The 18,083-nt window shown below is 69.4% G+C and carries 21 protein-coding genes; 6 read left to right on the forward strand and 15 right to left on the reverse strand.

Translation table 11 applies throughout. The annotated features are described in order from the left end of the window. Positions 1-11 precede the first annotated feature (11 nt). From ACWGID_RS29120 to ACWGID_RS29135, 4 genes are all read right to left on the reverse strand, one after another. On the reverse strand, positions 12-416 hold the full coding sequence (locus tag ACWGID_RS29120) for a CoA-binding protein (RefSeq protein ID WP_452201852.1): 405 nt from the start codon (positions 414-416) through the stop codon (positions 12-14). A gap of 2 nt (positions 417-418) precedes the next feature. After that, complete coding sequence (locus ACWGID_RS29125) at positions 419-1,072, reverse strand: response regulator (protein ID WP_452201854.1); 654 nt, start codon at positions 1,070-1,072, stop codon at positions 419-421. Then, a complete protein-coding gene (locus ACWGID_RS29130) occupies positions 1,054-2,316 on the reverse strand; it encodes a sensor histidine kinase (protein ID WP_452201855.1) in 1,263 nt (420 codons plus the stop codon). The genes ACWGID_RS29125 and ACWGID_RS29130 overlap by 19 nt, the downstream gene beginning before the upstream one ends. A gap of 197 nt (positions 2,317-2,513) precedes the next feature. After that, positions 2,514-3,539: a fatty acid desaturase family protein gene (locus tag ACWGID_RS29135; protein WP_452201857.1), complete on the reverse strand. Its 1,026-nt coding sequence runs from the start codon at positions 3,537-3,539 to the stop codon at positions 2,514-2,516. A 189-nt stretch (positions 3,540-3,728) separates the two neighbouring features. Here ACWGID_RS29135 and ACWGID_RS29140 point away from each other — a divergent pair, with 189 nt between their 5' ends. Together ACWGID_RS29140 and ACWGID_RS29145 are read left to right on the forward strand one after the other, a co-directional pair. Further along, positions 3,729-5,030, forward strand: coding sequence for a sensor histidine kinase (locus ACWGID_RS29140; protein ID WP_452201859.1), 1,302 nt, complete (start codon positions 3,729-3,731; stop codon positions 5,028-5,030). Continuing rightward, positions 4,982-5,629 (forward strand): response regulator transcription factor, encoded by a 648-nt coding sequence (locus ACWGID_RS29145; RefSeq protein ID WP_452201861.1) that lies wholly within the window; start codon positions 4,982-4,984, stop codon positions 5,627-5,629. The genes ACWGID_RS29140 and ACWGID_RS29145 overlap by 49 nt, the downstream gene beginning before the upstream one ends. 13 nt (positions 5,630-5,642) lie before the next feature. Here the strand turns inward: ACWGID_RS29145 and ACWGID_RS29150 are convergent, their stop codons facing one another. From ACWGID_RS29150 to ACWGID_RS29165, 4 genes are read right to left on the reverse strand one after another with little or no spacing between them, the layout of a single operon-like run. Then, positions 5,643-6,374 (reverse strand): amino acid ABC transporter ATP-binding protein, encoded by a 732-nt coding sequence (locus ACWGID_RS29150; RefSeq protein ID WP_452201863.1) that lies wholly within the window; start codon positions 6,372-6,374, stop codon positions 5,643-5,645. Continuing rightward, the gene (locus ACWGID_RS29155; RefSeq protein WP_452201865.1) at positions 6,371-7,282 is read right to left on the reverse strand and encodes an amino acid ABC transporter permease; all 912 of its coding nucleotides are present in this window, start codon (positions 7,280-7,282) and stop codon (positions 6,371-6,373) included. Before ACWGID_RS29155 ends, ACWGID_RS29150 begins: the two co-directional genes overlap by 4 nt. Continuing rightward, positions 7,279-8,133: an ABC transporter substrate-binding protein gene (locus ACWGID_RS29160; protein WP_452201867.1), complete on the reverse strand. Its 855-nt coding sequence runs from the start codon at positions 8,131-8,133 to the stop codon at positions 7,279-7,281. Before ACWGID_RS29160 ends, ACWGID_RS29155 begins: the two co-directional genes overlap by 4 nt. A gap of 10 nt (positions 8,134-8,143) precedes the next feature. Continuing rightward, complete coding sequence (locus tag ACWGID_RS29165) at positions 8,144-8,941, reverse strand: helix-turn-helix domain-containing protein (protein WP_452201869.1); 798 nt, start codon at positions 8,939-8,941, stop codon at positions 8,144-8,146. A gap of 49 nt (positions 8,942-8,990) precedes the next feature. On the opposite strand from ACWGID_RS29165, the gene ACWGID_RS29170 reads away from it, so the two are divergent. Continuing rightward, positions 8,991-9,770: a phytanoyl-CoA dioxygenase family protein gene (locus ACWGID_RS29170; protein ID WP_452201871.1), complete on the forward strand. Its 780-nt coding sequence runs from the start codon at positions 8,991-8,993 to the stop codon at positions 9,768-9,770. A gap of 14 nt (positions 9,771-9,784) precedes the next feature. On the opposite strand, the gene ACWGID_RS29175 is transcribed toward ACWGID_RS29170, so the two are convergent. The 7 genes from ACWGID_RS29175 to ACWGID_RS29205 all read right to left on the reverse strand — a co-directional run bounded on the left by ACWGID_RS29175 (position 9,785) and on the right by ACWGID_RS29205 (position 15,082). After that, complete coding sequence (locus ACWGID_RS29175; protein WP_452201873.1) at positions 9,785-9,982, reverse strand: hypothetical protein; 198 nt, start codon at positions 9,980-9,982, stop codon at positions 9,785-9,787. Positions 9,983-10,213: 231 nt separating this feature from the next. Continuing rightward, positions 10,214-11,251 (reverse strand): zeta toxin family protein, encoded by a 1,038-nt coding sequence (locus ACWGID_RS29180; RefSeq protein ID WP_452201875.1) that lies wholly within the window; start codon positions 11,249-11,251, stop codon positions 10,214-10,216. Beyond that, entirely contained in the window at positions 11,248-11,553 is a 306-nt protein-coding gene (locus ACWGID_RS29185; protein WP_452201876.1) for a hypothetical protein, read from the reverse strand. Before ACWGID_RS29185 ends, ACWGID_RS29180 begins: the two co-directional genes overlap by 4 nt. Before the next feature lie 33 nt (positions 11,554-11,586). Next, complete coding sequence (locus tag ACWGID_RS29190) at positions 11,587-13,365, reverse strand: 3-hydroxyacyl-CoA dehydrogenase family protein (protein WP_452201878.1); 1,779 nt, start codon at positions 13,363-13,365, stop codon at positions 11,587-11,589. A gap of 63 nt (positions 13,366-13,428) precedes the next feature. Further along, positions 13,429-13,884, reverse strand: a complete 456-nt coding sequence (locus ACWGID_RS29195; protein WP_452201880.1) for an NUDIX domain-containing protein — start codon at positions 13,882-13,884, stop codon at positions 13,429-13,431. Next, the gene (locus ACWGID_RS29200) at positions 13,881-14,762 is read right to left on the reverse strand and encodes a class I SAM-dependent methyltransferase (RefSeq protein ID WP_452201881.1); all 882 of its coding nucleotides are present in this window, start codon (positions 14,760-14,762) and stop codon (positions 13,881-13,883) included. The genes ACWGID_RS29195 and ACWGID_RS29200 overlap by 4 nt, the downstream gene beginning before the upstream one ends. Continuing rightward, positions 14,759-15,082 (reverse strand): hypothetical protein, encoded by a 324-nt coding sequence (locus tag ACWGID_RS29205; RefSeq protein WP_452201883.1) that lies wholly within the window; start codon positions 15,080-15,082, stop codon positions 14,759-14,761. The genes ACWGID_RS29200 and ACWGID_RS29205 overlap by 4 nt, the downstream gene beginning before the upstream one ends. Before the next feature lie 49 nt (positions 15,083-15,131). Here ACWGID_RS29205 and nucS point away from each other — a divergent pair, with 49 nt between their 5' ends. The 3 genes from nucS to glmS form a co-directional block, all read left to right on the forward strand. After that, positions 15,132-15,791: an endonuclease NucS gene (nucS, locus tag ACWGID_RS29210; RefSeq protein WP_452201885.1), complete on the forward strand. Its 660-nt coding sequence runs from the start codon at positions 15,132-15,134 to the stop codon at positions 15,789-15,791. A gap of 96 nt (positions 15,792-15,887) precedes the next feature. Then, positions 15,888-16,172, forward strand: a complete 285-nt coding sequence (locus ACWGID_RS29215) for a hypothetical protein (RefSeq protein ID WP_238151128.1) — start codon at positions 15,888-15,890, stop codon at positions 16,170-16,172. 41 nt (positions 16,173-16,213) lie between these two features. Next, the coding region (gene glmS, locus ACWGID_RS29220) for a glutamine--fructose-6-phosphate transaminase (isomerizing) (RefSeq protein WP_452201888.1) at positions 16,214-18,083 on the forward strand (1,870 nt) is incomplete at its 3' end.

Below are 18,083 nucleotides of genomic sequence, written 5' to 3' on the forward strand. Positions count from 1 at the left end.
GTTCGGGGTGCTTACCCGGTCGGTCCGAGACGGCCCCACTCGATCGCTGGGCAGTGGTCCATCACCATCGTCAGACCTGCGGCCGTCGTTCGCGTGTAGGCGTCCTGATCCACGACATCGAGCTGGAACCACACCGCCTTCGCGTTGATGCCCACCGCCTGGTCCGCGATGTCGCCGGCCAGGTCGGAGCGGACGAACACGTCCACACAGTCGACCGCGAACGGGATGTCCGCGAGGGCGGCGTACCCCTTCTCGCCGTGCACCGTCTCAGCGGACGGGTGCACCGGCACGATCCGCTTCCCGTGACCCTGCAGGAACCGCGCCACGCCGTACGCGGCCCGGTCGGTGTTGTTCGACAACCCGACCACGGCCCACGTCTCGCACTCGGCCAGGATCTTCCGGATCGCCTCGTCCATGATCAACCTCTCAGATAAGTCAGTACGGCGGACACGCGCCGGTCCCGCCCGTCGTCCAGCCGCAGCTTCGCGAAGATGTTGCCGACGTGCTTGCGAACGGCCGCCTCGCTCACCACCAATTGTTCCGCGATCGACCCGTTCACCCGACCCTCCGCCATCAACGCGAGCACCTCGAGTTCGCGGGGCGTGAGCGCCGCGAGTGGACCGTCGTTACGGCGCCGCGCGAGCAGCTGGCGCACCACCTCGGGGTCCACCACCGTGCCGCCGTCGGCGACCCGGTCCAGCGACTCGAGGAACTCGGTCACGTGCCCGACCCGGTCCTTCAGCAGGTACCCGATCCCGCCGGTCGTTGTCTCCAGCAACGACGAGAGGTACGCGTCGGCGACGTACTGGGACAGCACCAGGATCCCGATCGCCGGCTGCTCGGCGCGGATCGCGGCCGCGGCCCGGAGCCCTTCGTCACTGTGCCCGGGCGGCATCCGGACATCGGTGATCACCACGTCCGGCGGCTCCTTGCGGACCACCGCGAGCAGCGTGTCCGCGTCCCCGACGGAGTCCCGTACGTCGTGCCCGGCGCGATCCAGGATGCTCGCCAGTCCCTCGCGCAGCAGCAGCGAGTCTTCCGCGAGCACGATACTCAGTCGCCGAGTCGGCACGGGCACTCCATCCTCAGTCGGGTCGGCCCACCGGGTGGGCTGTCGACGTCGAGTGTGCCTCCCAACGCGTCCAATCGCGTCACCAGCCCGGTCAGACCGGTTCCCGCACCCAGTGTCGCGCCGCCGATGCCGTCGTCCTGCACGGTGATGACGAGCCGCTCCCGATCGACCCACCCCGAGACCTCGCACTGCGACGCCTGCGCGTGCTTGGCGACGTTCGCGAGCGCCTCACTCACGACGAAGTACGCCGCGGCCTCGATCGGCGCAGGCAGTCGCGCCGGAACGGTCAGCTGCACCGTCACCGGAAGCGGCATCCGGTCAGCGACCTCCCGGACGGCGGCCTCCAGCCCGTGATCGATCAGCACCCGTGGATGGATGCCCCGCACGGCAGCGCGCAGATCGGCCAGTGCCGCCTCGGCCTCGGCGTGCGCCTTCACCACCATGCGCCGTCCCTCGCCCTCCGGCAGATCCAGCTCCGCCAGCCCGAGCGTCATCGTGAGCCCGACAAGCCGCTGCTGTACGCCGTCGTGCAGGTGCCGCTCGATCCGCGCGCGCTCCGTCTCGAACGCGTCGACCAGATCGAGCCGGGAACGTCGCAGCTCGGCCAAGTTGCGCTGCAGCTCTTCCTGACGCGGTCCGAGCATCGCCTTCGCGAGTGAGGCCTCGGCGCCCGCGAGGACGCCGAGCAGGTACGAACTGACCGCGTAGAACACCGGCCCGAACAACACCAGGAAGACAAGTCCCTCCCGCGCCGTGTTCAGCGTCCACGGCCCCATCCCCATCTCGTCGCCGTCGGCGATCACCGGCGCCGCGAGCGTCGTCAGCAGGACGGTCGCGCTGATTCCCGCGAACAAGGCGCTCAGCGGCCAGACAAACACCCCGAGCACGAAGCCGTACCCGAGCGCCCGCATCGACGCCTGCTCGCGGCGGCGGAACGTGAGGCGTTGCCGGAGCGGCAGCCCGATCGGCAGTGCCGCGTGCGGGCTGCTGATGCCGTCCACCAGCATCATCCCGGCGCGCCGTCGCTCCGCCCACCCGATGGCGGCGCCGATCAGCGGGAACGCGGTCAGCATCAGGATCCCGATCAGGATCGGGCTCAGCACCGCGCTCAACGCAGCCAGTCCCACCAGCACCGCGATCGACGCCGCACCCATCGGCACCGACGTGAAGAGATACGCGTAGCTCCGCCACGGCCACGACGAAATCAGGTACCGCGGCGACGCGAGCGCCGTCCACACGGTCATGGGGCCTCCCGGCCTGGACTGAGGAGCGCAGGGAGCGAAGCGACTGGAGCGACGAGGGAAGGCCGGGAGTCACAGCCGCGTGACCCGCCGCGCCGGAGGCGCGGCATCAGTGCTGTCATGGAAGGTCTCCTCACGAAGGTGGGCGGCCCCGAGAGGGGAGACCGTAACCGAGGTGCGACTGAGTCGCCTAGGGGTTGTCAGGCATTGCTTCGAAGTTCCTCACCGACCGCGTGCATATGGCGCAACCCCATTCGGTACGAATCGATCAAACCCGTTGAAACGTAGGGCATTCCGATCTTCTCGCAGTACGCCCGGACGATCGGCTGGGCGAAGCGAAGGTTGGCGCGCGGCATGCTCGGGAAGAGGTGGTGCTCGATCTGGTAGTTGAGCCCGCCCATCATCCAGTCGGTCACCAGACCGCCGTTCACGTTGCGGGAGGTCAGCACCTGCTTCTCCAGGTGCCCCCAGTTGCTGTCGGCCTCGGGCATCTCCATGCCCTTGTGGTTCGGCGCGAACACACTGCCGAGGTGCAGCCCGAAGATCATGTGGTGCACGACCGCGAACACCAGCGCCTGGCCCGGCGACAGGATCAGGAACAGCGCGGTGAAGTACAGCACCAGGTGGGCGGCCATCAGGCCGAGCTCGACGCGCTGCTCGCGGCGCCGGGCGAGCAGGAACCGGATGCTCGAGACCTTGAGGTTGAAGCCTTCCAGCGTGAGCAGCGGGAAGAAGATCCGCGCCTGGTTGCGGGTCAGCCAGCCTTCGAGACCCTTGCGGCCGGATGCCTGCTCGAGGGTCCAGACCAGTACGCCCTCGCCGACGTCCGGGTCCTTGTCGGTGTGGTTCGGGTTCGCGTGGTGGCGGTTGTGCTTGTCGTTCCACCAGGCGTAGCTCATACCGAGCAGGAGGTTGCCGTGCAGCATGCCGACCCAGTCGTGCAGCCGGCGCGAACTGGCGATCTGCTGGTGACCGGCGTCGTGCCCGAAGAACGCCGCCCGGGTGGTCAGGATCCCGAGCGGCAGGGCGAGCAGGACCACCCACCAGGAGGCCCCGATCGCGGCGATCGCGGCCCAGGTGATCGCCATCAGAGTCACGTTGATACCGATCGCCATCGCGTAGGCCGCGGTCCGGCGCTCCAGTAGTCCGGCAGCCTTGATCTCGCGCAACAGCGGGGAGAAATCGGAGCGGCGGGTAGCAACAGGTGACGCGATCGGCTGAGCCATCAGGGTCCTCGTCTCGGGTGCGGTGGGAGGCCTGGGCGTACAGCCGCGGCCAACGTACAGCATCAAGTCTCGATCGCATAACGGCGCGACACACGAGTGCTACCACCCGGATCCACCGGGGGTCAGCGCCCGGGACAAAGGGGGGATAACTCCACTGCCCCGGGCCTCACGCTCGGTCATGATGGACGCATGACCACCGTCGCCGTCACCGAGGCACCGCCACCGATGCGGTACCCGAAGCTCGCCCAGCCGTGGGTCGCGCTGTTCCTCGCGATCCTGGCCGAGATCGGGATCGCCTTCTTCGTGCTGTCCGTGGTGGCCGTGCCGCTGATCGTGGTCTGGGTCGGGATCCCGATGCTGCTGGTGTTCGTCCCGGCGACCCGCTGGTTCGCGAACTGCCACCGCACGATGCTGGCCGGCTTCCTCGGCGAGCGCATCCCGCGGCCGTACAAGAAGCCCCCGCTGCCCGGCACGCTGATGCGGATCCGGACGATCATGACCGACCCGCAGACCTGGCGGGACATCGTCTGGCTGCTGGTGAACGCGGTCTTCGGGTTCACGCTCTGCCTGCTGAGCGCGGTGCTGTTCTTCGCGATGGCGTTCTACCTGGTCTACCCGCTGCTCGTCGGCGTCACCCCCGAGGGGGTGTTCACCGAGCCGTTCGGCGGCCTGTTCACGGTGAACTTCTGGACCAGCTTCCTGCTGATGCCGGTTGCGCTGATCGCGTTCCTGATCTGGACGGCGGCCGGCGAGCGGCTGCTCAAGGCGAACGCTTTCCTGGCCCGCTCGCTGCTCGGCCCGACCGAGAGCGCCAAGCTGGCGATGCGGGTCCGCGAGCTGGCCGAGTCCCGCGCCGAGACCGTCGACACCCAGGCGGCCGAACTGCGCCGGATCGAGCGCGACCTGCACGACGGCGCCCAGGCCCGCCTGGCCGCCCTGAGCATGAACCTCGGCATGGCCGAGGAGATGGTGGCCCGCGACCCGGCCCAGGCCGCGGCGCTGCTCACCGAGGCCCGGGAGTCCGCAAGTACGGCTCTGTCCGAGCTGCGTGACCTGGTCCGCGGGATCCACCCGCCGGTGCTCGCCGACCGCGGGCTGGAGGGGGCGGTCAAGGCGCTCGCGCTGACCTGCCCGTTCAAGGTCGACGTCACCTTCGACGTACCGGGCCGGCCGGCGGCGCCGGTGGAGTCCGCGGCGTACTTCGCGGTCGCCGAGTGTCTCGCCAACGCGGTCAAGTACTCGGCCGCCACGAACGCCTGGATCCAGATCACCCACGAGGACGAGAAGCTGCACATGATCGTCGGCGACGACGGGGTGGGAGGTGCGCTCGTGAAGCCCGGTGGCGGTCTGTACGGTATCGAGCGGCGGCTGGCCGCCTTCGACGGTACGTTGACCGTGGTGAGCCCGAGCGCCGGGCCGACCACCGTGATCATGGAGCTGCCTTGCGAGTCCTCATCGCTGAAGACAACGCCCTCCTCAGGGACGGCCTGATCCGCCTGCTGGAGGCGCACGACTTCGAGGTCGTCGAGGCGGTCGACAACGGGCCCCGGCTGGTGCCCGCACTGGTGGAGCACCGGCCGGACGTTGCGGTGGTCGACGTACGGATGCCACCGACGTTCACCGACGAGGGCCTGCGGGCCGCGATCGAGGCCCGCAGCCAGATCCCGGGCCTCCCGATCCTGGTGCTTTCGCAGTACGTCGAGCAGCTCTATGCGCGCGAGCTCCTCACCGGGGGTGGCGGTGGCGTCGGGTACCTGCTGAAGGACCGCGTCTCGAATGTCGCCGAGTTCCTGGACGGCGTTCGCCGGGTGGCCGGCGGCGGTACGGCGATGGACCCGGACGTGATCGGTCAGCTCCTGGCGCGCAGTACCAGGGACTCGCCGATCAGCCGGCTGACCCCGCGGGAGTCCGAGGTCCTCGGGCTGATGGCCGAAGGACGCTCGAACGCCGCGATCGCCGGTGCGCTGTTCGTCACCGAGAAGGCGGTCAGCAAGCACACCAACAACATCTTCGCCAAGCTCGACCTGCCGCCGTCCGAGGACGACAACCGCCGGGTGATGGCCGTCCTCACGTACTTGTCGTCCCGCTGACCTGGGCCCGTCCTCAGGGACGGATGCGGCTGAGGAACTCGCGGGTGCGGGGCTCGCGCGGGGTCTCCAGCACCTGCGCGGGCGGGCCGATCTCCAGCGGGCGGCCGTGGTGCAGGAAGCAGACCCGGTCGGCGACCTCGCGGGCGAAGGCCATCTCGTGGGTGCAGATCAGCATCGTCATACCCTCGGACTTCAGTTCGCGCAGTAGGTCGAGGACCTCGCCGACGAGTTCCGGGTCGAGCGCCGACGTGACCTCGTCGAGCAGCATCAGCTGCGGCGAGTTGACCATCGCCCGGGCGATCGCGGCGCGTTGCTGCTGCCCGCCCGAGAGCTCGTCGGGTTTCGCGCCGGCCTTGTCGGCGAGCCCGACGCGCGCAAGCATCTGGAGCGCGCGGGCCCGTGCGACATCCCGCGGTACCCGATGCACCCGGATCGGCGCGAGCGTGATGTTGTCCAGCACGGTCAGGTGCGGGAACAGGTTGTACGACTGGAACACGATCCCGATCCCGGACCGTACCTTGTCCGCATCGGCCCGCGGATCCGTGATGTCCACGCCGGCCAGCTCGACGACGCCGTCGTCCACGGTCTCAAGTAGGTTCACACAGCGCAGCAGCGTCGACTTCCCGGATCCCGAGGCGCCGATCAGTACGACGCACTCGCCCGCCTCGACGTCCAGGTCGAACCCGTCCAGTACGACGTTCTCGCCGTACGACTTGCGCACTCCACGGAGACTGAGCAGGGTCACACCGGTCCACCTCCCCCGCCGTACCAACCTTGGCGGCGCGCGACGTAATCGGTCAGCCGGGTCAGCGGGATCGTCAGCGCGACGAACAGCAGCCCGGCCACGACGTACGGCGTGAAGTTGAAGTCCTCGGCCGTCTCCAACTGGGCGGCGCGGATCGCGTCGATCACGCCGAGCACTGCGATCAGGCCCGAGTCCTTCTGCAGACTCACGAAGTCGTTCAGCAGCGGCGGCAGCACGCGCCGGACCGCTTGCGGAAGTACGACGAAGCGCAGCGTCTGGCGATGGGACAGCCCGAGCGAGCGCGCGGCTGCCCGTTGCGACGGATGCACCGACTCGATGCCGGCCCGGAACACCTCGGCGACGTACGACGAATAGGTCAGCACCAGCGCGGCGCCACCCCAGATCACCGCCTGGTTCGGCAGGCCGCGCAACTGCAGAGCCGGTACGCCGAAGCCGAGCAGGAAGATCACCAGCAGCAACGGCAGCCCGCGGAACACGTCCGTGTACGCCGCCGCGAACACCCGCAGCGGGAAGAAGATCGGCCCGCGCAACGTCCGCATGACTGCCAGCGTCAAGCCGAAGACGACGATCAGGACCGCGCAGACCAGCATCACACGGATGTTCAGCCAGAGGCCCTGGGCAACGACCGGGAGCGCCTCCCAGCCGCGGTGGACGTCGAAGAACGTCGCCCGGACCCGCGGCCAGCCGGGCGTCGAACCGATGCCGACGACAACCAGCGCGAGCAGCACCACCGAGCTCACCACGGCGATCAGGGTCGATCGCCGGGCCTGCCCGCGGCGGTACGCGATCCGCTCCAACTGCAGCGCGGACGGCTGCCAATCGCTACCGAGCCCGCTGCCGGACCCGCCGCCGCGCCCGCTGTCGGGCCGGAGAGTTCGCTCGCTCACGAGAGCTCGGGTGCGCCCGACTCGGTGAGGTACTGCTTCTGCAGGTTCGCCAGCGTGCCGTCGGCCTTGAGCGCGTCGACCGCCTCGGTCACGCAGCCGGTCAGCTTCGAACCCTTCGCGAGCACGAACCCGAACTGTTCGGCCTTCCCGCTCGACGGCAGCTGACCGACGATCTTGCCGTCGTCGAGCTGCGCCCCGGTCATGTAGAACGCGGTCGGCAGATCCACCACGATGCCGTCGATCTGCTTGTTCTTCAGCGCCTGGACCGCCAAATCGTTGGTGTCGAAGACGGCCGGCGTCTGCTGCGGTTTCACCTGGTCACGCAGGGCCGTGTAACTCGTCGTACCGACCTGGGCGCCAAGCTTGGCGCCGGCGAGCTCGCCGACGGACTTGGCGTTCGCGATCTTGCTGCCCGCGGTGGTGATCACGGTCTGCCGGACGTCGTAGTACCCGGAGGAGAAGTCGACGGCCTTGCGCCGCTCCTCGGAGATCGAGACCTGGTTCACATCCAGGTCGAAGGCCTTCGGTCCGGGCGCGAACGCGGTGTTGAACTGCACCGTCTGCCACTTCACGTCCGCCTGCTCGAACCCGAGCTGCTTCGCCACCGCGTAGGTGACGGCCGACTCGTACCCCTTGCCGTTGCTCGGGTCGTTGTCACTGAACCACGGTTCGTACGCCGGTTTGTCGGTCCCGACCGTCAGTTTCCCAGCGGTCGTGACCGCCAGTTTGTCCTTGCCACAGGCATCGGCCCCCGACGGCGTCGACGCCGCGGACGAGCCGTCCTCCGGCGCACACGCCCCCAGCCCCACGACGGCCAGTACCGCCAGCCCCACCACAGCACGCGTTCTCATGCGGAGAAGACTAAGACCTTCGGCGGTACGTCGTGGGACTTAATCCAGTGTGTAGACGGAAGCGGGTGGCGAAGTAGAGCGGGTCCGCGTAGCCGACCTGGGCGGCGACGGAGGCGACCGAGCGGCTGGTGAGTTCGAGGAGGCGGGCGGCGGCGTCCAGGCGGCGGCGTTCGACGAACTGTTGCGGGCTAACGCCGAGCTGATCGCGGAACAGGTGCGCGAACCGCGACACCGACAGGTTCACGGCGCGCGCCAGCCGGGGTACGTCGAGGTTCGCGGTCAGGTCCTGGTCGACGAGCTCGATCGCGCGCAGCAGCCGGTCGTCGATCTGGACGGCCTTCGGGTTCTGGGTGTCGCACCAGAGCAGCGCCGCCTCGAGCGAGTTGGCGCTGAGCTGCTCGGCCTGCGGCAGCACGCTGTGCTGATGCCGTACGGCGTCGCGCAGGTGCTCGGCGATCCGGTCGAAGGTCGCGGTGGCGGGCCGCAGCTGAACGATGCCGGGGGCAACTTCTGGCCAGTCGAGCAGCGGCAGCCAGTCCGGTTTCGGGTTCAGGTGCGCATACAGGAACCGCCATCGGTCGCCGACCGTGGCGTAGTCGTGCAAGGTCCCCGGCCGGACCAGTGTGACGGTCCCGGGCTCGGCTGCGACATGACCGAATCGTCCCCGGCCGTCGAGCGTCTGCACCAGCAGCCAATCCGTCGTACCGCGCCGCCGAAACGTGGCGTACTCAGGGCCTTCGTCGAACTCACCGGTATCCAGGCGGCGCACCACCGGATGCGGCGACTCAGCAGGATATCGAAGGTTCACAGCTCAATAGGCTATCGCCGGACCGCACGTGCCAACAGATCCTGGAGACATGACAGTCGTAGATGTGTACCGGCAGGACGGGATCGTCCAGGTGCCGCAGCTGCTCACGCCCGCCGAGGTCGAGCAGGTCAAGAAAGCCTTCATGGACCAGGTCGCCGTCGACCTCTCGCTCGCCATCGACGACGTGCCGGAGGGCGACCCGCTGGCGAAGTACCCGCGCTTCGTGCACCCGCACCGGCGGCTCGACACCGAGGCCGGCCGGATCTCGCTCGAGCTGATGCTCGACGACCGGATCCTCGATGTCGTCCAGGCCCTGATCGGCCCGGCGCTCGGCGCCCAGTCGATGTTCTACTTCAAGCCGCCGGGCGCCCGCGGGCAGGCCCTGCACCAGGACAACATGTCGCTCCGGGCCGATCCGGAGACCTGCCTGGCCGCCTGGATCGCGATCGACGACGTCGACTCGTCGAACGGCGGCCTGGCCGTCGTACCCGGCTCGCACAAGTCCGAGTTGCTCTGCCCCGAGCCCGCCGACCTGAGCGAATCGTTCACCGGCCTCGAGGTCGCGATCCCGGACGGCATGCAGCGCGTCCAGACCCAGATGGCCGCCGGCGACGCGCTGTTCTTCCACGGCAGCGTCGTGCACGGCTCGAAGCCGAACAGTACGCCGGACCGCTTCCGGCGCGCGCTGATCTTCCACTACATCCCCGAGGACAGCGTCGAGATCGCGTCCTTCTACAACCCCCTGATCCGCCCCGACCGCCGCGAGACCGTCCTCCCCGAAGCCATCGGCGGCGGCCCCTGCGGCGACTACGCCGAGATGGAGCCGTAGCAAGCACTCATCGGTCAGAGGCGTGTCCGCTGCAGGCCGAGGTAGGCGGCGGACTTGTACTCCGGTGCGCACCGGGAACCGAGCACCTCGAGATCGGCGGCGGCCTGGACGGCGCTGACGATCTCGGGGTACGCGCGGAACAGACCGCCGCCCAGGACCACTCGGTCGATCGCGATCTCCTGACCGCGCAACGCGTCGAGCAACCCGATCACCCTCCACCAACCCCGGCGCGGCGACCAGCCACGGCAGCTCCCGGTGCTCCTCCAGCCGAACCTCGCGCGACGGCGCACCGTCGCTGACCAGGAGCGTCTGGATCGACGAGCCGCCAACCTCGACCGTAAGTGTGGGCACCGAGTCAATCTAGCTAGTTCGTGGTGGGCGGTCCTGGGGATTCTGGGGTCGTGGGCTTCGGCGCGCGTCAGCACCAGGGAGGTCGTCCGCACTCAGCGTCCCAGTGTGTGGCGTGGGTCTGGCCGGCCACGGTCCTGCCCGCGGGATCCGTCCGCGCCCGATGGCGCCGTGATCCCGGAGACCGCGGCGACCCCGGATCCCGCTACATGCTGCACCGCGGCCAGACGGGCGTCGATCGGCACGGCGTCGCGCTGCAGCTGTTCGGGGCGCGGCCGCGCCGCCGCGCGGGTCAGCGCCTCGCTGGCCATCGCCGCGACCGGCTCCTCCAGCGCCGGCTCGTGCCCCTGCAGGAACTCGAGAGTCTGGAGGAACTGCGCCATCTCGGCCGGTGTCGGCGGCCGGTTCCGCTCGTCGTTGATCGCCTGCCGGGCACCCGGCGGTTTCTCCATCGTCCCGTCGGCCTGCCGGTGGTTCTCGAACAGCACGTTGCCGTCCCGGTCGACGACATAGATGTCGTCGACGTACGCCTCCGACTCGAGCTTGTGCGCGGTCTCGGGTACGCCGTGATAGGCGGCGTCGTGCAGCCGCTGCGCCACCCACCGGCCGATACCGGTGTCGTCCTTCGCCCGTTGGTACCGCTCCGCCACGCTGAGCAGACTGTTCGCGTCGTTGGTGGCGACGTACACGACCGAGACGCGGTAGTTCTGCCGCGCGAAGCCGTCCGCCCAGTTCTTGGCGTCCGCTTCCCAGGCGAGCGACGTGCTCGCGACCACGTCGTACTGCGGATCGCGGGTGGTCAAGGCCTCCAGGCAGAGCCGCCCGAGGTGCGGCGGGAGCGACTCGAGCACGTCGCGGTGTCTGTCGAGCTTCCCGGACCGCATCAGCTGGTCGTACCGCGGGTGGGCCAGAGCGTTGTCGTCGAAGTCGTACGACGCCGTAGTGTCCTTGCCGAGAGCGGCTTGGAGGAGTTGCTGGATGGTGGACTTGGCGGCGCCGGCCTGACCGCCGATCACCACCGCCCGTGGTCGTTGGCCTGGTGGTCGTCGTGGAGGGCGTGCCGGACGGAGCTGCCGCTGACGATGCTCGATGATCGCCTCGGCCTCGGCCGGGGTCACCGTCAAACCGATCATGCGTCGAGGTCGCCGCGCAAGCGGGTCAGCAGCTCCGGGTAGGTGGCCAGGACCTCAGCACGTTCCTCGGCCGACATCGAGGAGACGCGATGGTAGGCGTCGTCCGCGCGGTCGCGATGCTCGACGAGCTCGGTACGACGAGCCTCGTCGGACTCCCGGGCGACGAGCGAGTTGTAGCACGAGGCAACCGTCTGGATCAGAGTGCGGACGCGCTCCTGCTCGATCCGTTCGACCGCGGTGAGGGGCGCGAGCGGCGCACCGCCGAGGGCCTCGGTGATGTGCTGCTGCGGGTCGTCCGGCACGCTGGCTCCTTTCGGCGGAGCCAGCCTAACGGCTCAGTTCGAGTAGTCGCGGAAACCGCGGCCGGTTTTGCGACCGAGGTAGCCGGCGGTGACGAGGTGTTCGAGCAGCGGTGCCGGGGCGAAGCCGGGCTCGCGGAACTCGAGGTACAGCGTGCGCTGGATGGCGAGCGAGACGTCCAGGCCGACCACGTCGAGCAGGGCGAACGGACCCATCGGCAGGCGGCAGCCGAGCTTCATCGCGGCGTCGATGTCGTCGACGCCGGCGTAGTGCGCCTCCAGCATCCGGACCGCGTCGTTCAGGTAAGGGAACAACAGCGCGTTCACGATGAAGCCGGCTCGGTCGCCGCAGCGCACCGGGTGCTTGCCAGCGGCAACAGCCACGCCGGCCACCGTGTCGGCGACCTCGGGCGCGGTGCTGACGGTGCTGACCACCTCGACCAACTGCATCACCGGCGCCGGGTTGAAGAAGTGCAGCCCGACCACGTCGGCCGGCCGCTTGGTCGCCATCGCCAGATCGATCACCGGCAGCGAGGACGTGGTGGTCGCGAGGATCGCGCCCGGCTTGCAGATCTCGTCGAACGTCTCGAACAGCGCCTGCTTGACGCTGAGCTCCTCGACCACGGCCTCGATCACCAGGTCGACACTCGCGAGGTCGTCGAGCTTCGCCGTACCGGTCACCCGGCGCAACGCCGCGTCGCGCTCCTCCGACGAGAGCTTGCCGCGCTGCACGCCCTTCTCCAGCGAGCGCTCCAAGACGGCGCGGACCTTGTCGACCTTCTCGGTGCCGCGGGCGACGGACAGGACGTCGTACCCCGCCTTGGCGAGGACCTCGACGATGCCGACCGCCATCGTGCCGGAGCCGACCACGCCGACCTGCTGGATCGGGCGGGTCGCCGGGCCGTCAGCCGAGACCAACGGGGTGTGCTCGTCGTCCACGACGACCGGCGAGTCGGGCGACTCGTAGGTGTAGAAACCGCGTCCGGTCTTCCGGCCGAGTAGACCGGCGGTGACCATCTGCTTCAGGATCGGCGCCGGCGCGTGCAGCCGGTTGCGACCCTGCTTGTACATCGTGTCGAGGATCTCGTACGCCGTGTCCAGACCGATCAGGTCGAGCAGCGCCAGCGGTCCCATCGGGTACCCGCAGCCGAGCCGCATCGCCGCGTCGACGTCCTCCCGGGTCGCGTACTTCGACTCGACCATGGACACCGCGTGGTTCAGGTACCCGAAGAGCAGGGCGTTCGCGATGAAGCCCGCCCGGTCGGCCGCGACCACCGGGACCTTGTCGAGACGGCGGGCCAGCGCCTGCACGTCCTCGACCACGTCCGGCTCGGTGACGACGGTCTTGATCACCTCGACGAACTCCTGCACCGGCGCCGGGTTGAAGAAGTGCATGCCGACGACGCGCCGCGGGCGCTGGGTCGCGACCGAGATCTCGGTGACCGACAACGACGAGGTGTTGGTGGCGAGGATCGCGTCCTCGCGGACGATCTTGTCCAGCGCGCCGAAGATCTCGCGCTTCAGCTCGAGCCGCTCGACGACCGCCTCGATCACCAGGTCGCAGTCCGCGAGCGCCTCCATCGAGGTGGCGAACGTGACCCGGTCGAACAGCGCCTGCTGGTCCTCGACGGACAGCTTGCCGCGCTTCACGGCCCGGTCGGTGGAGTGCTGGATGTGACCCCGGCCGCGGCTCGCGGCTTCCTCGTCACGCTCGACGCCGACCACGGTCAGCCCGTTGCGCGCGAACACCTCGGCGATCCCGGCGCCCATCGTGCCGAGACCCACCACACCCACAGTCGTCAATTCCCGAGCCATGCTGTGCACTATGCCAGTCCCGGTACTGGTCCGCCCATGAGTTGGGTCACCGGGAGGTCAAGCTCACACCGTCTCGTCGTACACGACCGGCGTCTCCATCCAGCCCTCCAGGAGCCAGAGCGGATCCGGCGCGGCCTCCAGCGCGGCCGCGATCGGGCCGGGTTTGAGGTCCCGCTCGGCGAGCCCGGTCAGCGGCAACCACACCGCGCGGTAGCTGCCTCGCTCGGAGTCGGCCGGGCTGCCCATCTCGGGGCCTTCGCCAGCGCCGAACTCGCCGCCGATGTGCTCGGCGAGGAAGTAGTGCTGCGTGCTGTCACCGAAGTGCACGACCGCGACCTCGCCGCGGATCTTCACCAGCAGCCCGAGCTCCTCGTGTGTCTCGCGCCGCGCGGCCTCGGCCGGGCTCTCCCCGTCCTCGACCTGGCCGCCGGGCAGCACGTGGTACGTCCGGCCCTCGCGCACCCGCTCGATCGCCGCGATCCCGGCCGCGGACAGCAGCACCACGCCGGCCCGGATCACGAGCGCACCGCCAGGACCTGGAACCAGGTGCCGATCCGGGAGTCGCTGCGCTCCAGGCGCTCGACCGTCCAGCCGGTCGCGGTCAGCAGCTCACGCAAGGGTTCCTCCTGCCACAGGACGAAGTGCCGGGGCAGATCGAGGTGCCGGTTCGACCACTCCTCCCCCTTGCCCTCGCGGGTGGCGAAGGCGAGCACCTTCGTCGCCCGCGCGGACCTCCGCAGTACGTCGGTAAGTTGCGCCCGGTCGAAGTGCAGGAACACCGCGCTGGAGTACACCGCGTCGTACGGGCCGCCGTAGTTGTCGGTGATCGCGTCCAACCGATCGGCGGCGTACCCGTCCGCGCGCATCATGTCGACGAACGCCTGTGCCGCGTCGGTCCGGCGGACGACGTACCCGCGGCGCTCCAGTTCCGCGGCGTCGCGGCCCGTCCCGCTGCCGAGCTCCAGTACGCGCGCTCCCGGGGCGATCCGGGCGGCGAGCAGGTCGATCAGGTCGTTGTTGGGATCCTCCGCGATCGTGGCGCGGAACTTGTCCGCGGCCCGCTCGTACGCCGCGAGCGTGACCTCGTTGTCCGAAGGGACCCGGGTCCAGCCGTCGCCGGTGTGCTCGACGATCGCCGGGAGTTTGAAGCCGAGGTTCAGGCCGAGGACGACGACCGTCTCGCCGCGGTGCAGGTCCGCGATCGACTGCAGCTCCGCGTCCGGGCGCTGGGTGAGCTCGGGAACGACGGTCAACCGTACGCCGAGGCTCTCCGCCAGGCGCGAACCGGCGGCCGCCTCGAACGGTCCGGCGTACACCTGGGCGATCCGTTCCGCGACGGCCGCGTCCTGAACGTCTCCGGGCAGCAGCAGGATCCGGGCCGGGCACATGAGGTTCATTTCGCGACGTACTCCAGCGCGTCGGCGGCGTAGTCGGGCCAGACCGCCGACTGGGCGAGCGGGATCTTCACCCACTCCTTCATCGGCCGGCCCATGCCGGGATCGAACTGCTCGACACCCGGCAGCGCGAGCGCCTGTTCGCGCGCCGCGGGCGGGAGTTTGAACGTCATCGCGTCGCCGAACATCCCGGCGAGCACCTTCTTGCCGACCTTGAGACAGGGCATGCCGAACATGCTTCCCCGCACCACGCCGGCCGACTCCAGCCCCGCCGCGACCGCGTCGTACTCGGCGATCGCCCGCTCGCTCACCTTCGGCATCATGCTCACCACCCTCCCACTCCCCCCGGTCCGTGCACTACGGTGCTTTCTCGTGCGCTTGGTGATTGCTACGTGTTCTGTCGACTACTCGGGGCGGCTGACGGCTCATTTGCCGATGGCGCCGCGGCTGCTGATGGTGAAGGCGGACGGGTCGGTGCTGATCCACGCCGACGGCGGGTCGTACAAGCCGCTGAACTGGATGTCGCCGCCGTGCAAGCTGACGGAGGAAGAGGGGGTCTGGAGCGTCACCAACAAGGCGGGTGAGGAGCTCCGGATCACGCTCGAGGAGGTGCACAGCGACACCTCGTACGAGCTCGGGACCGACCCCGGGCTGATCAAGGACGGCGTCGAGGCGCACTTGCAGGAACTGCTCGCCGAGCACGTCACCACCTTCGGCGAGGGCTGGACGCTGGTACGCCGGGAGTACCCGACCGCGATCGGCCCGGTCGACCTGCTGCTCCGGGACGCCGACGGCAAGCACGTCGCGGTCGAGATCAAGCGTCGCGGCGAGATCGACGGCGTCGAGCAGCTGACCCGGTACGTCGAGCTGCTCAACCGCGACCCGCTGCTCGCCCCGGTCCGCGGGATCTTCGCCGCGCAGCTGATCAAGCCCCAGGCCCAGTTCCTGGCCACCGACCGCGGCCTGGAGTGCCTGACGGTCGACTACGACGTCCTCCGCGGCATGGAGTCCGACGTGCTGCGCCTGTTCTAACCACTGCGCCTGTTCTAGATCCTGACAAAGCAAGGAATTTGCCCGATTTCGGGCAGATCCTTTGCCATGGACCGGGAAACGCTGCATGGTTGACGCGTGATCAGTGAGGCGGCGGCCGTGGAGCCGGTCGACGAGCTGGCCGATCAGGTCAGCCGGACGACCGGACTGTCGGCGGATGTCGCGCGGCGCGTGGTCGCCGACGTACTGGCCTATTTCACCGAGACGACCGAGGAGTACGTCCGGCGCCGGCACCGTGAGCTGCAGACCTACGGCGCCCGCAACGACGAGATCTTCGCGCGCCTCGGCACCGAGCTCCGGCACTGGCCGGTCCGCTCACCCGAACTCTCCGCCCGGCAGCTGCGACGGATCGTCTACGGCTGACGGGCCTCCTCCCGCAAAACCTACGAAGGGGCAACCACTCCATGTGCGGAATCGTCGGGTACGTCGGCACCAAGCCGGCCGCGCCCATCCTGGTGGACGGACTGGCTCGGCTCGAGTACCGCGGCTACGACTCCGCCGGGGTCGCCGTCCTCGGCTCGAGTGAGCTGAAGGTGCACAAGGACGCCGGCCGGGTCCGCGAGCTGGAGGCGTCGCTGCCCAAGCGGTTCGGCGGCAAGCTCGGCATCGGCCACACCCGATGGGCCACCCACGGCGGTCCGAGCAAGGACAACGCCCACCCGCACGCCAGCGGCAACGAGCGGATCGCCGTCGTACACAACGGCATCTTCGACAACGCCGGAGCGATCCGCACCCAGCTCGAGGACACCGGCGTCAAGCTGCGCTCCGAGACCGACACCGAGGTGCTCGCGCACCTGATCGAGCAGGCCGACGGCGACACCCTCGAGGAGAAGGTGCTGGCCGCCCTGCGCCGGATCGAGGGCACGTACGGCATCGCGGTCGTCGACCTGGACTTCCCGGACCGGATCGTCGTCGCCCGCAACGGCAGCCCGCTGATCCTCGGCATCGGCGACGGCGAGATGCACGTCGCCTCCGACGCGGCCGCGCTGATCCGCTACACCCGCCAGGTCGTCTACTTGGACGACGGCGAGCTCGCCACCGTCCGCGCCGACGGCTACCGCACCTTCACCCAGGACGCCTCGCCGACCAACAAGACCGCGAAGACGGTCGAGTGGGAGGCCGAGGAGTTCGAGCGCGGCCTGCACGAGCACTTCATGATGAAGGAGATCCACGAGCAGCCGGACGCCGTCGGCCGGGTGATCCGCGGCCGTCTGGACGAGCGCTTCCACACCGTGCACCTCGGCGGCCTGAACATGGACGCCCGCGAGGCCCGGGAAATCAAGCGGGTCAAGATCCTCGGCTGCGGCTCGGCGTACTACGCCGGTCAGATGGGCGCGCAGTTCATCGAGGAGGTCGCCCGGATCCCCGCCGACGCCGAGCCGGCGTCGGAGTTCCGCTACCGCAACCCGGTCGTCGAGCGGGACACGCTGTACGTCGCGGTCTCGCAGTCCGGTGAAACTCTGGACACCCTGGTCGCGGTGCAGGAGCTGAAGCGCAAGGGCGGTCGCGTGATCGGCCTGGTGAACGCGGTCGGCTCGAGCATCGCCCGTGAGGTCGACGGCGGTGTGTACCTGCACGCCGGCCCGGAGGTCTCGGTCGCGTCGACGAAGGCGCTGACCAACATGGCGGTCGGGTTCGCGATGCTCGGCATCCACCTCGGCCGGATCCGCGACGTCTCCCCCGCCGACGGCCGCCGGCTGATCGACGGCCTGAAGAAGCTGCCCGAGGACATCGCCGCGATCGTCGCGCAGGAGGAGGAGCTGGCCAAGATCGCCGGCCGCCTCGCGCAGCACGAGAGCCTGTTCTTCGTCGGCCGGACCCGCGGCTACCCGGTAGCGCGCGAGGGTGCGCAGAAGCTGAAGGAGATCTCCTACCGGCACGCCGAGGCGTACCAGACCTCCGAGCTCAAGCACGGTCCGCTCGCGCTGATCTCGCCGGACGTCCCGAGCGTCGCGATCGTCCCCGACGACGAGCTGCTCGACCGGAACATCGGCGCGCTGCACGAGATCGGCGCCCGCTCCGGCCCGCTGTACGTCGTCACGCACCCGGGCGTCGACGTACCGGACGGGGTCGCGGCGAAGATCGTCGTACCGAAGAACGAGGCCGAGCTGGACCCGATCCTGCTGACCATCCCGCTGCAGATCATCGCGTACTACGCGGCGGTCGCCCTCGGCCACGACGTCGACAAGCCGCGCAACCTGGCGAAGTCGGTCACCGTCGAGGTATTACGGACCGGCCGGCCCCAACACAACACACCCACACGGCGCGGCGCGG

This window comes from Kribbella sp. NPDC054772, assembly GCF_053611945.1.

Bases quoted from the DNA above. Each gene is read 5' to 3' on its own strand.
- ACWGID_RS29120 (WP_452201852.1), bottom strand. From the start codon at position 416: ATGGACGAGGCGATCCGGAAGATCCTGGCCGAGTGCGAGACGTGGGCC.
- ACWGID_RS29130 (WP_452201855.1), bottom strand. From the start codon at position 2,316: ATGACCGTGTGGACGGCGCTCGCGTCGCCGCGGTACCTGATTTCGTCG.
- ACWGID_RS29135 (WP_452201857.1), bottom strand. From the start codon at position 3,539: ATGGCTCAGCCGATCGCGTCACCTGTTGCTACCCGCCGCTCCGATTTC.
- ACWGID_RS29140 (WP_452201859.1), top strand. From the start codon at position 3,729: ATGACCACCGTCGCCGTCACCGAGGCACCGCCACCGATGCGGTACCCG.
- ACWGID_RS29160 (WP_452201867.1), bottom strand. From the start codon at position 8,133: ATGAGAACGCGTGCTGTGGTGGGGCTGGCGGTACTGGCCGTCGTGGGG.
- ACWGID_RS29170 (WP_452201871.1), top strand. From the start codon at position 8,991: ATGACAGTCGTAGATGTGTACCGGCAGGACGGGATCGTCCAGGTGCCG.
- ACWGID_RS29180 (WP_452201875.1), bottom strand. From the start codon at position 11,251: ATGATCGGTTTGACGGTGACCCCGGCCGAGGCCGAGGCGATCATCGAG.
- ACWGID_RS29190 (WP_452201878.1), bottom strand. From the start codon at position 13,365: ATGGCTCGGGAATTGACGACTGTGGGTGTGGTGGGTCTCGGCACGATG.
- ACWGID_RS29200 (WP_452201881.1), bottom strand. From the start codon at position 14,762: ATGAACCTCATGTGCCCGGCCCGGATCCTGCTGCTGCCCGGAGACGTT.
- ACWGID_RS29205 (WP_452201883.1), bottom strand. From the start codon at position 15,082: ATGATGCCGAAGGTGAGCGAGCGGGCGATCGCCGAGTACGACGCGGTC.